Annotated in this window: 12 protein-coding genes and 2 pseudogenes; 10 read left to right on the top strand and 4 right to left on the bottom strand. The window is 60.5% G+C overall.

The genetic code is table 11. From position 1 onward, the window contains the following. Positions 1–30 precede the first annotated feature (30 nt). The 4 genes from plsY (at position 31) to rnr (ending at position 7,068) form a co-directional block, all read left to right on the top strand. Positions 31–651, top strand: a complete 621-nt coding sequence (gene plsY, locus J3O30_RS08830) for a glycerol-3-phosphate 1-O-acyltransferase PlsY (RefSeq protein ID WP_207583820.1) — start codon at positions 31–33, stop codon at positions 649–651. Continuing rightward, positions 651–1,793 carry a DNA-processing protein DprA gene (dprA, locus tag J3O30_RS08825; RefSeq protein WP_207583819.1) on the top strand — a complete coding sequence of 381 codons (1,143 nt, stop codon included), beginning with the start codon at positions 651–653 and terminating at the stop codon, positions 1,791–1,793. The genes plsY and dprA overlap by 1 nt, the downstream gene beginning before the upstream one ends. 246 nt (positions 1,794–2,039) lie before the next feature. After that, positions 2,040–4,694, top strand: a complete 2,655-nt coding sequence (gene topA, locus J3O30_RS08820; RefSeq protein ID WP_207583818.1) for a type I DNA topoisomerase — start codon at positions 2,040–2,042, stop codon at positions 4,692–4,694. 1 nt (position 4,695) lies between these two features. After that, complete coding sequence (gene rnr / locus J3O30_RS08815) at positions 4,696–7,068, top strand: ribonuclease R (RefSeq protein ID WP_207583817.1); 2,373 nt, start codon at positions 4,696–4,698, stop codon at positions 7,066–7,068. A gap of 132 nt (positions 7,069–7,200) precedes the next feature. Here rnr and J3O30_RS08810 read toward each other — a convergent pair whose 3' ends face one another. Further along, a complete protein-coding gene (locus tag J3O30_RS08810; protein ID WP_207583816.1) occupies positions 7,201–7,464 on the bottom strand; it encodes a hypothetical protein in 264 nt (87 codons plus the stop codon). A gap of 361 nt (positions 7,465–7,825) precedes the next feature. Between J3O30_RS08810 and J3O30_RS08805 the strand changes: the two are divergent. Together J3O30_RS08805 and J3O30_RS08800 are read left to right on the top strand one after the other, a co-directional pair. After that, positions 7,826–8,689 (top strand): annotated as a pseudogene (locus J3O30_RS08805) (IS5 family transposase); the annotation flags it as partial. Further along, positions 8,682–9,335: pseudogene (locus J3O30_RS08800) on the top strand (DDE-type integrase/transposase/recombinase); the annotation flags it as partial. The pseudogenes J3O30_RS08805 and J3O30_RS08800, both read left to right, overlap by 8 nt. On the opposite strand, the gene J3O30_RS08795 reads toward J3O30_RS08800, so the two are convergent. After that, a complete protein-coding gene (locus tag J3O30_RS08795; RefSeq protein WP_207583815.1) occupies positions 9,242–10,135 on the bottom strand; it encodes a LysR family transcriptional regulator in 894 nt (297 codons plus the stop codon). The pseudogene J3O30_RS08800 and the gene J3O30_RS08795 overlap by 94 nt on opposite strands. Positions 10,136–10,240: 105 nt before the next feature. Between J3O30_RS08795 and J3O30_RS08790 the strand changes: the two genes are divergently transcribed. After that, positions 10,241–11,116 carry an NmrA family NAD(P)-binding protein gene (locus J3O30_RS08790; RefSeq protein ID WP_207583814.1) on the top strand — a complete coding sequence of 292 codons (876 nt, stop codon included), beginning with the start codon at positions 10,241–10,243 and terminating at the stop codon, positions 11,114–11,116. Positions 11,117–11,147: 31 nt separating this feature from the next. Further along, entirely contained in the window at positions 11,148–11,408 is a 261-nt protein-coding gene (locus tag J3O30_RS08785) for a DUF2798 domain-containing protein (RefSeq protein WP_207584292.1), read from the top strand. Between the two features lie 317 nt (positions 11,409–11,725). Here J3O30_RS08785 and J3O30_RS08780 read toward each other — a convergent pair whose 3' ends face one another. Together J3O30_RS08780 and J3O30_RS08775 are read right to left on the bottom strand one after the other, a co-directional pair. Beyond that, the gene (locus J3O30_RS08780) at positions 11,726–12,325 is read right to left on the bottom strand and encodes an NAD(P)H-binding protein (RefSeq protein ID WP_207583813.1); all 600 of its coding nucleotides are present in this window, start codon (positions 12,323–12,325) and stop codon (positions 11,726–11,728) included. Between the two features lie 32 nt (positions 12,326–12,357). Next, complete coding sequence (locus tag J3O30_RS08775; RefSeq protein ID WP_207583812.1) at positions 12,358–13,299, bottom strand: alpha/beta fold hydrolase; 942 nt, start codon at positions 13,297–13,299, stop codon at positions 12,358–12,360. Here J3O30_RS08775 and J3O30_RS08770 point away from each other — a divergent pair. Together J3O30_RS08770 and J3O30_RS08765 are read left to right on the top strand one after the other, a co-directional pair. Beyond that, on the top strand, positions 13,299–13,736 hold the full coding sequence (locus J3O30_RS08770; protein WP_207583811.1) for a helix-turn-helix domain-containing protein: 438 nt from the start codon (positions 13,299–13,301) through the stop codon (positions 13,734–13,736). The two genes, J3O30_RS08775 and J3O30_RS08770, sit on opposite strands and share 1 nt — an antisense overlap. Positions 13,737–13,982: 246 nt before the next feature. Further along, positions 13,983–14,435: a DUF983 domain-containing protein gene (locus J3O30_RS08765; protein ID WP_207584291.1), complete on the top strand. Its 453-nt coding sequence runs from the start codon at positions 13,983–13,985 to the stop codon at positions 14,433–14,435. Positions 14,436–14,648 lie beyond the last annotated feature (213 nt).

Here is a 14,648-nt window from a genome sequence, read left to right as displayed (position 1 = left end):
GGATAGGCCACGGAGGGGCTGAGGCGGCATATGTTATCCAATCTCATGTCATGGCAGATTACGCTGCCGATCGCGCTTGCCGCCGCCATCATCGGCTACCTCTTCGGCTCGATTCCCTTCGGCCTGATCCTCACGCGTGCCGCCGGCCTCGGCGACGTGCGCAGCATTGGCTCCGGCAATATCGGCGCGACCAACGTGCTGAGAACAGGAAACCGCAAGCTCGCGGCTGCGACACTGCTGCTCGATGCGCTGAAGGCGGCGGCAGCGGCCTGGGTTGTCGGTTATTTCCTCGGCGAGGAGGCGGCGATCATCGCCGGCTTTTTCGCCTTCATCGGCCATCTCTTCCCGGTCTGGATCGCCTTCAAGGGCGGCAAGGGTGTCGCCACCTATATCGGCACCCTGCTCGGCGTCGCGCCGATCATGGTCGTGCTCTTCGCCGCCGTCTGGCTGGCGGTCGCCTTCACCAGCCGCTACTCGTCGCTATCGGCGCTGGTTGCCATGCTTGTCATTCCGGTTGCGCTATGGATACTGGGTAACGAAAAGGTTGCTGCTGTCATGGCGATCATGACGCTGATCTCCTACTGGAAGCACAGGGCCAATATTTCCCGCCTGATGGACGGCACGGAAAGCAAGATCGGAGCAAAGGGATAATGGATGCGCCGGGCGCGGGATCAAAAGGCGTCGCGCTGAGCGAACGGCAACGCATCGCCTGGCTGCGCCTCATCCGTTCCGACAATATCGGCCCGGCCACCTTTCGCGACCTGATCAATCATTTCGGATCGGCCGAGGCAGCGCTCGCAGCACTGCCGGAGCTTTCGGCGCGCGGCGGCGCGACGCGGGCAATCCGCATCGCCAGCGAGGCTGAGGCACATCGGGAACTGGAGGCGGCTCGCCGTTTCGGCGCCCGCTTCGTCGGCATCGGCGAGCCGGACTATCCGCAGGCCCTGAAGCAGATCGACGGCGCGCCACCGCTGCTTGCCGTCAAGGGCGCTCTTACCGCCGCCAAACGACCGGCCGTCGGCATTGTCGGCTCGCGCAACGCCTCGATCGCCGGCGCGAAATTCGCGGCGATGGTGGCGCGCGACTGCGGCCGGGCCGGTTATACCGTGGTCTCCGGCCTGGCCCGCGGCATCGACACGGCAGCGCATCGGGCAAGCCTCGACACGGGCACGATCGCAGCGCTTGCCGGCGGTCTCGACCAGCCTTACCCACCGGAGAATATCGGCCTGCTCGAGGAAATAACCGGTGGCAACGGCCTGGCGGTGAGCGAGATGCCCTTCGGCTGGGAACCGCGCGCCCGCGATTTCCCGCGCCGAAACCGGCTGATCGCCGGCATCGCGCTCGGCCTTGTGGTCGTCGAAGCGGCAACGCGCTCAGGCTCGCTGATCACCGCACGGCTTGCCGGCGAGTTCGGCCGCCTGGTGTTTGCCGTGCCCGGCTCACCGCTCGATCCGCGCTGCCACGGCAGCAACGGCCTGCTGAAGGACGGCGCTTCGATCGTCACCACACCTGCCGATGTCGTCGAGGCTTTGGCGCCGCCTACGCAATTCGAGCTGTTCCCGTCATCGATGGCCGAGCAACCGGCACGTGACGGCAAGGCGATGACGATGCCGCCCGGCGATTCAGACCGGGCTCGCATCATCGATGCGCTCGGACCAACCCCGGTCGAGATCGACGACGTCATCCGCCATACCGGTCTGTCAGCATCCGCGGTCTATCTCATCCTTCTGGAGCTCGACATCTCAAGCAGGCTGCATCGGCATCAGGGCGGTCTCGTCTCGCTTGCCGATTGAATTTCGCGCGATATCTCGGCGCGGCGCTGAGAATGGCGAACCATGCCGAAAATGATCGGCAACCTATCTCAAGGTGTATTTTTCCGACGATCCTCTTTCGGCTGCAACAGACGCAAGACGTAAAATTGTACCAAACCCCTTGACCGCGGCGATTTCCCTGTCCATGTCGGAGGGCCGGGCATCCATGTTGCGGTGTGTGTTGCGCTGGCTTCAATGCTGGCGTCGTTTCCTTTTTAGAGAATCATCATGAATGTTGTAGTGGTGGAATCGCCTGCCAAGGCCAAGACGATCAACAAGTATCTGGGTCCGGGATACAAAGTGCTCGCCTCCTTCGGCCATGTGCGCGATCTGCCTGCCAAGGATGGCTCGGTCCTCCCCGATCAGGATTTCGAAATGCTTTGGGAGGTCGATAGCGCCTCGGCCAAGCGGATGAAGGACATTGCCGACGCGGTGAAATCCTCCGACGGCCTTTTTCTCGCGACCGACCCGGATCGCGAAGGCGAAGCGATTTCCTGGCACGTTCTCGACATGCTGAACAAGAAGCGCGTGCTGAACGGCAAGCCGGTCAAGCGCGTCGTCTTCAACGCCATCACCAAGAAGGCGGTGCTCGACGCGATGGCCGATCCGCGCGACATCGACGTGCCGCTGGTCGACGCCTATCTCGCGCGCCGCGCACTCGACTATCTCGTCGGCTTCAATCTTTCGCCGGTCCTGTGGCGCAAGCTGCCCGGCGCACGTTCGGCCGGCCGTGTCCAGTCTGTGTCACTTCGCTTGGTCTGCGACCGCGAATCCGAGATCGAGCGCTTCATTTCGGAAGAATACTGGAACATCTCGGCGCTTCTGAAGACACCGCGCGGCGACGAGTTCGAGGCAAGGCTGGTTTCGGCGAACGGCAAACGGCTGCAGCCGCGCGCGATCGGCAACGGCGAGGATGCAGGCCGGCTGAAGGCGTTGCTCGACGGTGCGAGCTATGTCGTCGACACGGTCGAGGCCAAGCCGGTCAAGCGCAACCCGGGACCGCCGTTTACGACCTCGACGCTGCAGCAGGCCGCTTCCTCCAATCTCGGCTTCTCCGCCTCGCGCACCATGCAGATCGCTCAGAAGCTTTATGAGGGCGTCGATATCGGCGGCGAGACGGTCGGTCTGATCACCTATATGCGAACCGACGGCGTGCAGATGGCACCGGAAGCGATCGATGCGGCGCGCAGCGCCATCGTCGACCAGTTCGGCGAGCGCTACATGCCTGAGAAGCCGCGCTTCTATTCCACCAAGGCCAAGAACGCCCAGGAAGCGCATGAGGCGATCCGTCCGACCGATTTCTACCGGTCACCCGACCGCGTGCGCCAATTCCTCGATGCCGACCAGATCCGGCTCTACGACCTGATCTGGAAGCGCGGCATCGCCAGCCAGATGGCCTCGGCCGAGATCGAACGCACGACGGCTGAAATCACCGCCGACAACAAGGGCGAGAAGGCCGGCCTGCGCGCCGTCGGTTCGGTCATCCGCTTCGATGGTTTCATCGCCGCCTATACCGACCAGAAGGAAGACGGCGAACAGAGCGACGACGGCGATGAGGATGGCCGCCTGCCGGAGATCAATGCGCGCGAGACGCTCGCCAAGCAGAAGATCAATTCGACCCAGCATTTCACCGAGCCGCCGCCGCGCTACTCGGAAGCTTCGCTGATCAAGAAGATGGAAGAGCTCGGCATCGGCCGCCCGTCCACCTATGCGGCGACGCTGGCGACATTGCGCGATCGCGACTATGTGACGATCGACAAGCGCAAGCTGATCCCGCAGGCCAAGGGCCGGCTGGTGACGGCTTTCCTCGAAAGCTTCTTTACCAAATATGTCGAATACGACTTCACCGCCGATCTCGAGGAAAAGCTCGACCGGATTTCCGCCGGCGAGCTGAACTGGAAGCAGGTGCTGCGCGATTTCTGGAAGGATTTCTTCGCGCAGATCGAAGACACCAAGGAATTGCGCGTCACCAATGTGCTGGATTCGCTGAACGAGTCGCTGGCACCCCTGGTCTTCCCGAAAAGGGAGGACGGCAGCGATCCCAGGATCTGTCAGGTCTGCGGCACCGGCAACCTGTCGCTGAAGCTCGGCAAATATGGCGCCTTCGTCGGCTGCTCGAACTATCCGGAATGCAACTACACCCGCCAGCTCTCTTCTGAAAACGGCGGGGAAGCGGATGGTGCCGGATTGAACGAGCCGAAGAACCTCGGCACCGATCCGACGACCGGCGAGGAGCTGACGCTGCGTTCCGGCCGCTTCGGCCCCTATATTCAGCGCGGCGACGGCAAGGAAGCAAAGCGCGCTTCGCTGCCGAAGGGTTGGAAGCCCGAAGACATCGACTATGAAAAGGCGATGGCTCTGATTTCGCTGCCGCGCGATATCGGCAAACATCCGGAATCCGGCAAGATGATCTCGTCGGGCATCGGCCGCTATGGGCCGTTCCTGCTGCATGACGGCTCCTATGCCAACCTGGAAACCATCGAGGACGTGTTCTCAGTCGGCCTCAACCGCGCCGTGACTGTCATTGCCGAAAAGGCGAACCAGCCGCCAGGCCGGGGTTCGCGCGGTACGCCGGCGGCGTTGAAGACACTCGGCGACCATCCCGACGGCGGCGCGATCACCGTTCGCGACGGCAAGTACGGCCCTTACGTCAACTGGGGCAAGGTCAATGCCACCCTGCCGAAGGGCAAGGATCCGCAGGCGATCACCGTCGAGGAGGCGCTCGTGCTGATCGCCGAGAAGGCCGGCAAGGCGCCTGCTGGCAAAACCATCAAGGCGAAAGCCAAGCCGAAGGCGGCGGCCGCCGAAGCCAAGACCACCAAGACGGCGGCCAAGCCGAAGACAACAAAGGCGAAGGCGCCCGCGAAATCGAAAAAGAGCTGACGTGAGCAGAATACCGCGCGACAGAACGAACCCTGCGGGAACGCGCCCTGGCAAGATCGGTCGTGCCGGCAAGGATGCTTCCGCGGTCGAGCCGCTGAACATCGTCCACGGCGCGCTGCCCTCGCGCGAGGTGATCCTGCGCTTCATCGCCGATCATCCGCAGAAGGCCTCCAAACGGGAACTCGCCAGGGCCTTCGGCCTGAAGGGCGACAACCGCGTCGAGCTCAAGCACCTTCTGCAGGAGCTTGAGCAGGAAGGCCTGCTGCAGAAGAACCGCAAGTCGCTGATCCGTCCCGGCGCGCTGCCGCCGGTCACTGTCCTCGATATCACCACGCGCGACAAGGATGGCGATCTGATCGGCCGGCCGGCGGAATGGCCGGAAGACCAGGGTGTCGCACCTGCCGTCGCCATCCGCCAACAATCGCCTGCTGGCCGCCAGGGCAAGGGCAAGGCGCCCGTCGCCGGCCTCGGCGACCGCATCCTGGCGAAGATCTTCCCGGCCGCCGATCGCGGCGGGCCGGCCTATACGGCGCGGATCATCAAAGTGATCGACAAGCGCCGCGGCGCCTCGATGGGCGTTTTCCGCACGGCGCCTGGCGGCGGCGGCCGGCTGCTGCCGATCGAGCGGCGTGGCGAGGAGATGGTCATCGATCCAGACTTCACCGGCGGCGCCACGGACGGCGACCTGGTCGAAGTCGAAATCGCCCGCCTCGGCCGTCTCGGCCTGCCGCGCGCCAAGGTGCTTTCCGTCGTCGGCTCCGTCGGCTCGGAAAAGGCGATCTCGATGATCGCCATTCATGCGCATGGCATCCCGCATGTGTTCCCGCCAGCCGTCGTTGACGAGGCGGACGCAGCAAAACCCGCCACGATGTCGCATCGCGAGGATTGGCGCGACGTGCCGCTGATCACCATCGACCCGGCCGACGCCAAGGACCATGACGACGCCGTCTATGCCGAACTCGACCCCTCGCCCGACAATCCCGGCGGCGTCGTCGTCACCGTGGCGATTGCCGATGTCTCCTGGTATGTCCGCTCCAAGTCAGCGCTCGACCGCGAGGCGCTGAAACGCGGCAACTCTGTCTATTTCCCGGATCGGGTCGTGCCGATGCTGCCGGAGCGCATCTCCAACGATCTGTGTTCGCTGAAGGAAGGTGTCGACCGCCCGGCGCTTGCCGTGCGCATGAGCTTTTCCGGAGAAGGCCGCAAGATCGGCCACACCTTCTATCGCATCATGATGAAGAGCGCGGCCAAGCTGTCCTACCAGCAGGCGCAGGCGGCGATCGACGGCAAGCCGGACGATCAGACCGGACCGATGCTCGAGCCGATCCTGAAGCCCCTCTGGCACGCCTATGAGGTTATGAAGCGCGGACGCGACCGGCGCCAGCCGCTGGAACTCGACATGCCGGAGCGCAAGATCCAGCTGAAGCCCGACGGCACCGTCGACCGGGTCGTCGTGCCGCCGCGCCTTGAGGCGCACAAGCTGATCGAAGAGATGATGATCCAGGCGAACGTCTGCGCCGCCGAGACGCTGGAAAAGGCACGTCAGCCGCTGATCTACCGCATCCATGACGGCCCGACGCTTGCCAAGCAGGAAATCCTGCGCGAGTTCCTGGCGACGCTCGGCATCCCGCTTGCCAAGGGCGGCAACATGCGCGCCAACAACTTCAACGGCATCCTGGCGAAAGCGGACGGCACGCCGCACCAGACCATGGTCAGCGAGATGGTGCTGCGTTCGCAGAGCCAGGCGATCTACGGCCCGGAGAATATCGGCCACTTCGGCCTCAACCTGATGAAATACGCGCATTTCACCTCACCGATCCGCCGTTACGCCGATCTCATCGTGCATCGCGCCCTCGTCGGCTCGCTGGGCTTCGGTGAAGGGGGCATCACGCCCGAGGAAGAGGCGGCTCTCGACGATATCGCCGCCGAAATCTCGACCTTCGAGCGCCGCGCCATGGCGGCCGAGCGTGAGACGGTCGACCGGCTGATCGCCCACCATCTCAGCGGCCGCGTCGGCGAGGAGTTTGCCGGCCGCGTCTCGGGTGTGACGAAATCGGGGCTTTTTGTCGTTCTGCCGGACTATGGCGCCGACGGTTTCGTGCCCATATCGACGCTTGGAACCGATTATTTCATCTATGATGAGGCGCATCAGGCGCTCTCCGGTGAACGGACAGGGCTTGGCTATCGCCTTGGCGACAGCGTCACGGTGAAGCTTGCCGAAGCGATTCCGCTCGCCGGCGCGCTGCGTTTCGAAATGGTCAGCGAAGGGCGCGAAATGCCGACGGCGGTGCGCTCCTTCCACAAAGCGGGCCGCCGCGACAGGGGCCAGGTCCGCAAGAAGCCCGGAACGAGGCCGCCGCGCGGGCGGCATTAGTACCATTCCGCAAGAGATCCGCCGAGAAACATGAATCCCCATATACCCCGTTGAGACGACCACGGGCTTCAGGTTGGAGTAGCATGGGCGGAATGGTCAGAAGCCCCGTCAGCCGTCTACAATCAGTTCGGATCACGGCGAGGACTGCTTGAAACCGTTTTCGATGAGATTGCGCTTCAGGGTGGCCTTACGCGGATCGCCCAGGCGATGGCGATGCCGAATGCCCAAGCGGGACTCGATCATTTGATCGAAATCTTCTGCAATTTCTGGAACGGCCGTCGGTCGGTTGCATGATGCAATGGTGCTCGACGCCGAATTCGCGCAGGCATTGATCGAGCGAAACGAGCGCCGGCGGCAAACCATCGAAGTGCTGGTTGGGCGAATAACAAAGGGCAAGGCGTTTTCAATCAGCCAACGCGATGCTGTCGCATCTAATCTTTGCTTTTACGAGCTTCGCAATAGTTCGAATGCTGGGGGTGGGACGATCCCAAGAGGCGGTTGTCCTCCTGATCAAGGCTGCATGCAAGGATGCGATCGACCGAATCACATCGGAGGATTGAAATCCGCCAAACCTGTTGCAGTTGCGGGATGATCGATTGGCCCGTGCTGCTAGGGTGCGAATATTCCGCGACCGCGATCGCGCTACCGGCCGCGTCAGCTCTCAGTACCCACGACCACTAGCAGGCTGCTGAAAAACCCACTGGCTTTTGGGCTGGACACATGATTCCATCTTGCAAGTGATTTCGAGGGAATTTGGATGCGCGGCGGGGATGATCGGACGGGGTCGCTGTTTTCGTATGTCGACCTTGAGGCACGGGTTCCGGCCCGGCATCCGCTTCGGGCGATGCGCGAACTTGTGAACACCTCGTTTGTGGCGTTGGATGGATCGTTTGCAGCGCTGTATGCCAACACCGGTCGGCCGTCGATTGCGCCGGAGCGGATGCTGCGGGCGGTGCTGCTGCAGATGCTCTATTCGATCCGCTCGGAGCGTCAACTGATGGAACGGCTGGAGTTCGACCTGCTGTTCCGCTGGTTCGTCGGGCTTGGCATCGACGATGCGGTCTGGGATGCCTCGTCGTTTTCGAAGAACCGGGACCGGCTGCTGACGACGGAGGTTGCCCAGGGTTTCCTGTCGGCGTTGCTTTCGCAGCCTGCGGTCAAGCGGCTGTTGAGTGCGGAGCATTTTTCGGTCGACGGCACGATGCTGAAGGCGTTTGCCTCGATGAAGAGCTTCCGGGCCAAGGACGGTTCGGATGAGCCGCCGGAGGATGGCCGCAACGGCGAGCGCAACTTTCGCAAGGAGAAGCGCTCGAACAAGACGCATGCCTCGACGACGGACCCGGATGCGCGTCTGTACCGCAAGGGCAATGGCCAGGAGAGCCGCTTAGCCTATCTGGGGCACGCACTGATGGAGAACCGCAACGGGCTTGTGGTCGACGGCGCGGTGACGCATGCGACCGGCACGGGCGAGCGGGATGCGGCGAGCGCACTGAGCGAGGGCCTTGGCGAAGGGGCGACGCTGGGCGCCGACAAGGGCTACGACGCGGAAGCCTTCGTCGAGGAGTTGAAGGCTCGCAAGATCGTGCCGCATGTGGCGATCAATGGGACGGTGAACGGCCGAGGGCAAGCTCTATCTCTTTGTAGCAATTGACCGAACATCCAAGTTCGCGTTCGCAGAACTCTATACCAAAGCCGGCAAGATGAATGCTGCCCAGTTCTTGCGCAATCTGATCGCGGCAGTGCCTTACACCATTCACATCGTTTTGACCGACAATGGCATTCAGTTCACCAACCGAGCTTGTGATCGAAATGCCTTAGAGCACATCTTCGACTGGGTCTGCGACGATCACAGCATCGAGCATCGCCTGACCAAGGTGAAACACCCCTGGACCAACGGACAGGTCGAGCGGATGAACCGAACGATCAAGGAAGGTGAAGCGGAACAGGAATCGATCCAGTGGATCGATTTCCCGCTGAACGTCAAGCGCTTCCACTACGACGATCATGCGCAATTGAAAAATCATCTGGCCGATTTTATCGACGCCTACAATTTCGGGCGCAGGCTCAAGACGCTTAACGGCCTCACGCCTTACGAGTTCATCTGCAAACAATGGACTTTGGAGCCGGATCGATTCATCATCGATCCGATCCATCAAATGCCGGGACCAAACACCTATAGACTATCAAGCTGTAGATTCTGGCTCAGTACGTCCAAAAAGCTCCGGATCTTGGCCGGAGGCAATCTGTTCTCCTGCCAAAGAGCATGAATCGGGACCGGTGCAGGCTCGTATTCCTTCAGAAGGACCTCGAGTTTGCCCTCATCAACAAGATGTTTGACCTGCCATAAGGGCGAGTAACCCACACCGAGACCCGCGACTGCGGCTGCATAAAGCGCGGTCATGGAGTTTGATTTGAATGATCCGCCTACCTTTATCGTCCTTCGCTTGCCGTCATCCTGAAAGACCCATTCACCGGGACTCCGATCAACAGTACGCACAAGGCAATCGTGGGCCGCGAGATCTTTCGGCGAAGCTGGCCGGCCCCGTGCCAAGAGATAGCCAGGTGATGCGAATACGACACGTCGCAAAGCACCCAGTCGTTTGGCCTGAAGACTTGAATCTGGCAGATCGCCAATTCGGACAACGAGATCGAGGCGTTCATCACTAAGATCGACGAAACGGTCGGAGAGCTGAAGATCTACATCCACATCCCGAAACCGCCGCATATAGTCCGCAATCATTGGAACAATAAAGTCCGGCCCGAACAGGACGGGCGCACCTATCCGCAACAGTCCCTTCGGCTCAAGCCGGCGGTCGGTTGCTTCGAGCACGCCCTCCCTTATTGCCTCAACGGCTGGCTTGATCCTGCGATAGAACGCATCGCCCGCTTCGCTCGGTACCAAACGCCTCGTGGACCGATGAATTAGCACCACCCCCACCTCCTGCTCCAATGCAGCCAATGAACGGCTGATAGATTGAAGAGGTTTTCCAAGCTCGCGGGCTGCTGCAGTCAGGCTATGGTATTCGACGATCGCGACGTACGCCTCGAGATCATGGAGTTGTTTCATTTATTATCTCATTTATTATGATAGTCTATCTCTGATTCAGACTATTATCACAGTTTTGGTAATTCGCTACCTTCGCACAAACGCAAAAACCGGAGGAGTAGTCGAATGCCCGAAAGCAATCCCAAAGTGCTGGTGATAGGAGCCACCGGAAAATTCGCACGGCTGGTAATGCCCGCTCTAGCACGCCGAAACGTCACGGTTCGGGCGCTAGTACGATATCTCGCAAAAGATGTGCAGACCCAGGTGGGCGCCACGGTTGATGTTATTGAGGGTGACTTGCGCAATGCAGAAAGTCTTGACCGGGCATGTGATGGCGTCGATGGCGTTTTTTATATCGGACCAGCATTTGCGCCGGACGAAGCCGCGATGGGTGTCTCAATGATCGAGGCCGCTGAGCGCAGCGGAGTGCGCAAATTTGTTTTCTCATCGGTTATTCAGCCAACAAATACGCGGCTCGAGAACCACGCGAGCAAAATACCTGTGGAAGAAGCGCTCTATTCATCGCGTCTACAGTACACGATCCTTCACCCCGCGAACTTCATGCAGAACATCGCCCTCGCGTGGCCGAACGTGCTGGAGACGAGTACATTTTCCGAGCCATTCCCCAAGACCGCGCGCATTGCGCGTGTTGATTATCGAGACGTTGCCGACGTCGCTGCCGAGGCTCTGACTAGCGATCGACTGGCTTTCGCCACTCTCGAGCTTTGCTCTGAAGGACTTTACCACAGAGGCGATATTGCCGAAATGATGTCGGAAGCGCTTGGACGTCACGTCGAGGCTCTGGAACCTTCCTTTGCCGAGTGGGCATCGAGCGGGAATTTGCCGTACAACGACCATCAGCTGCATCTCCTTTCAAAGGTTCACGAGCATTATGCAAGGTTTGGGCTCGGCGGTAACAGTCTTACGCTAAGGGCGGCTTTGGGCCGCGAGCCGCGTTCCTTGCACCAGTTCATTGGCGACCTCAAGGCGGGACAATATTGATATGGCCAATTGGAACAAACGTGGTATCGCGATGACCGATCGGCGCAATAAAAATCCCAGATGGAAGAAGCTGCCAGCAGGCTACTCCAAACTTCTAATCCCGTTCGTTCTATCCCTAATGATGTCTGCAATAGTCTCGGCTGTGGCAACTGGCATGAGTGCTGGAAGCGGTTTTTTCGCGCACTGGCCCGGCGCATGGGCGGTGTCGTGGCTCGTAGCCTTCCCGAGCCTCCTCATGCTGATGCCGCTTGCACGTTGGATCGTTGGTGTCTTAGTCGAGCCCTTGCGCTGAATCGTCCTCTTTAATAGGTCAAGAGCGGCAGCGCGCTTCTGAGGATCTTCGCTCTTCCGGATACCGCGCCTGGAGCATTGTGGACCCCGCAACGATGGCCAAGGCCCAGTCCTCGAGCGTGGCTACTGCCAACTTCTTCTCGAGTAGGGGATCACGAGCGGCTGGTGTCATGCCGAAAGATTGCACCGCCTGTCGCCGAAGGGTTAACTTTACGGTGCCCATGGCTGTCGCCCGGCGAAGCTTGCGTGTCAGCAGCGAGCACGGCATAGCGAAGCGCTGTGACAAGCCGTTAAGATTCTGCCGTTAAGCTTCTGCCGTTAAGCTTCTGAAGCGAACGGAGCTTTTCGAACCCACCTGGCATAAATGAGCTCTTCAACAATCGCCTCGGCACCGGCCTCGTAGCTGATCGTCTCGGCCGGCACCGGCGGATCGACCCGAAGAGTGGCTGGCCTGGCGGGATCGGATGTCATCCGAGGTAATCGTATGACCGTCCAATTGAGGGTAGATTGCCGCAGCAGCCGCAGATGCCCCTCGCCGTCAAGAACCAGTCCGGGTATGTGCTGCATAAGAGCGGCACGCCGTTCAGCCATGTGGGGATGCTCCCTGCCAACCTCAATGTCGTCGCGCACAGCCGATCCCGTGACGGAAACGATGCGCGTGATCTCGAGCGCAGTCATCTCCGGGATCAGGTTCCTAACGGCGGCAGAGGTGACGTCCGCGATCTGTGCACCGGCACTTCCGAGCGTGGAAATCACCGCGTCGGCACCTGTGAGTAAGGCTCGAATCGCAGAAGGGTCACGGGCATCGCCATATACCGCCGTATAGTCGCTTTCAGCCGCGGCGAGTCCGTGGCTATGGACGAGGGCCCGAACCTGCATCTTCTGCCGGATAAGGTTTGCGACGATGCGGCTGCCCAAGCGGCCGCTGCCACCTAGTATCGCTACACAGGTCATGACGGTGATCGATCCGAAAGAAAGCTCGCAATCGGGCCGATAAGGTGCCGCCCAGCTTCCTCAGCAACGTTGTGACCGACATCGTCGAGCCTAATGAGACGGTGGTCCGTGAACACCTCCGTCCAGCGTGGAAGCAGCGGCGTGCAACCAGGGTCCTTCATTCCCCAGATCAGGAGTGTTGGCCGGTCCTTTAAGGTGTGACGCCGCGCCCAGATCTCAGCCAGCCAAGAGCTTTCCCCGACGATGGCGCGCGGGAAAACCCATGTGCCCTTGCGCTCGGCCGCCGTTGGAAACGGCGCCAGATATTGCGCGTGGACCTCTGGACCCAGCCTCGAGGAATCTCCGAACGAGGCTTTAAGAAGCACGCGAGGAAACAAATTGAGGTGCTTGCACAGCATCCGTCCGAACGCACTTCCGATAATATGGCTGAAGCGTCGAACGGCCGGATACTCCCGCACATCGAAGAACCAGCTATTCGATGCGATGATCCGACTCACTCTCGATGGATTGGCGACCGCGTAGCTGAGCGCGATCGGACCGCCCCAATCCTGAAAGACGAGGGTAATGTTCTTGAGATCGAGCCCTTCGATGAATCGACCAAGATTGGCCGAGTGGAATTGAGGGAGATAGGACAGGTGAGGCGGCTTGTCGGAAAGGCCGAACCCGAGATAATCGAGCGCAATGCAGCGATGAGTCGAAGAAAAATGACGGATGAGGTGGCGGTATTCAAACGACCAGCTGGGATTGCCGTGCGCGAATAGGAGAATATCACCCTCGCCCTCATCAATATAGTGCATCCTTCCATCGGGAAGATCGAACCACTTTGAGGTGAATGAATAGGCTTCACGGTCAACCCATGCCGGCATCGAAAGTGCTGGCATCGAAAGGGCGGGACCGCTAAACTCGGCGGGTACTGTTGGTTCTTCGGAGATCATCATTGGAGGATATTAGCGAGCTGCACCCAGGTGCCTCAACGCACCGCGAGGTTCCCTTATTGGTCTCAGAGCCAGAGTCCTCCGAGCACGACCCCGCATCCTGCCCGCTTGATGTCGCGATCAACACCATCGGCGGACGGTGGAAGCTCCATATTTTGCGCGTACTAGTGCTTTCCGGACCGCGTCGATACAATGCGCTGCTCGTGGCGATCGAAGGCATCAGTGCCAAGGAGTTGACCCGGAATCTGAGAGAGCTCGAGACGGCAGCACTCGTGGCGCAAATCGATGTTGAAAGCCGGAAGGCATATACCTTGACGCCGTTAGGCATTGAGATCGAAGCGCCGTTTCGGGCCCTTGGGATATTCGGAGCAGCACTGGCGAAACAGCGGGATAGCCGCCGTCGCAACAAGTTGAATGAGACCGGCTTTTTCCAGCGTTAGCACCATCTGGTGGACAGACGGTGCGGTCACCTCAAAGTGGCCATGCATATCGGCTTCTGCGAGAGGGCGTTTGAAGATCCTGGTGTAGGCATAAATGGAGGCCAGATATTGGCCCTGCAGCTGCGTGAACTGTGGCACGCTGGGGCGAGGCTCGTTGCCAAACGTTTGATTCATTTGCGTTTAACCTGTATTTCATCGCATCAGAAGGCTCAAATGACATTCTTTAGCTCCGAAGAGGAACATGCGATGCGCACACCGACCGATCCGGCTGTCCGCTACGGGGATATGCCTGAGGTCGAGCGTCCGGTTGGGCGCTCCATCATGCGGGGGCTGATGAACCGCTGCCCGGCTTGCGGCAGCGGCAAGCTCTTTCGCGCCTTTCTGAAGCCGGTCGATCATTGCGCAGCCTGCGGCGAGGCGATGTATCACCAACGCGCGGACGACCTGCCGCCCTATATCGTCATCCTCGTTCTCGGCCACGTCGTGGTCGGTGGCTATATGCTGACCGACATGACCTTCGTGCTGCCGGTATGGGCGCATCTTGCCATCTGGGCGCCGATCACCGTCATCACCGCGCTTGCCTCGATCCAGCCGATCAAGGGCGGCGTCATCGGCCTGCAATGGGCGTTGCGCATGCACGGTTTCGGTGGAGAGAGTGACGGTTCCGACGATTATGACATCCCCGGCCGGCCGGATTAGCGCCTTCACCTTCCAGACATATTTGACGTGTAGTGCCAGCGCTCCACCGATCACCACCCGAACGCGGCGGCCGACGATCCTCAACGATTTGACATGGTAAGCTTTTCTTGTCTGAACAGGCTTTACATTCCGCAGGTGGTCACTCACATCGGACATATTGCGAAACGCTGCCCGTCACCCGGATTTGGCACGTCTGTGTCTATCTGTGTGAGG

The sequence above is a fragment of the Rhizobium sp. NZLR1 genome (assembly GCF_017357385.1).
In the GTDB taxonomy this organism is placed as follows: domain Bacteria; phylum Pseudomonadota; class Alphaproteobacteria; order Rhizobiales; family Rhizobiaceae; genus Rhizobium.
The sequence above is the reverse complement of the archived record's forward strand: the minus strand, read 5'-3'. Positions and strand labels throughout refer to the sequence as shown.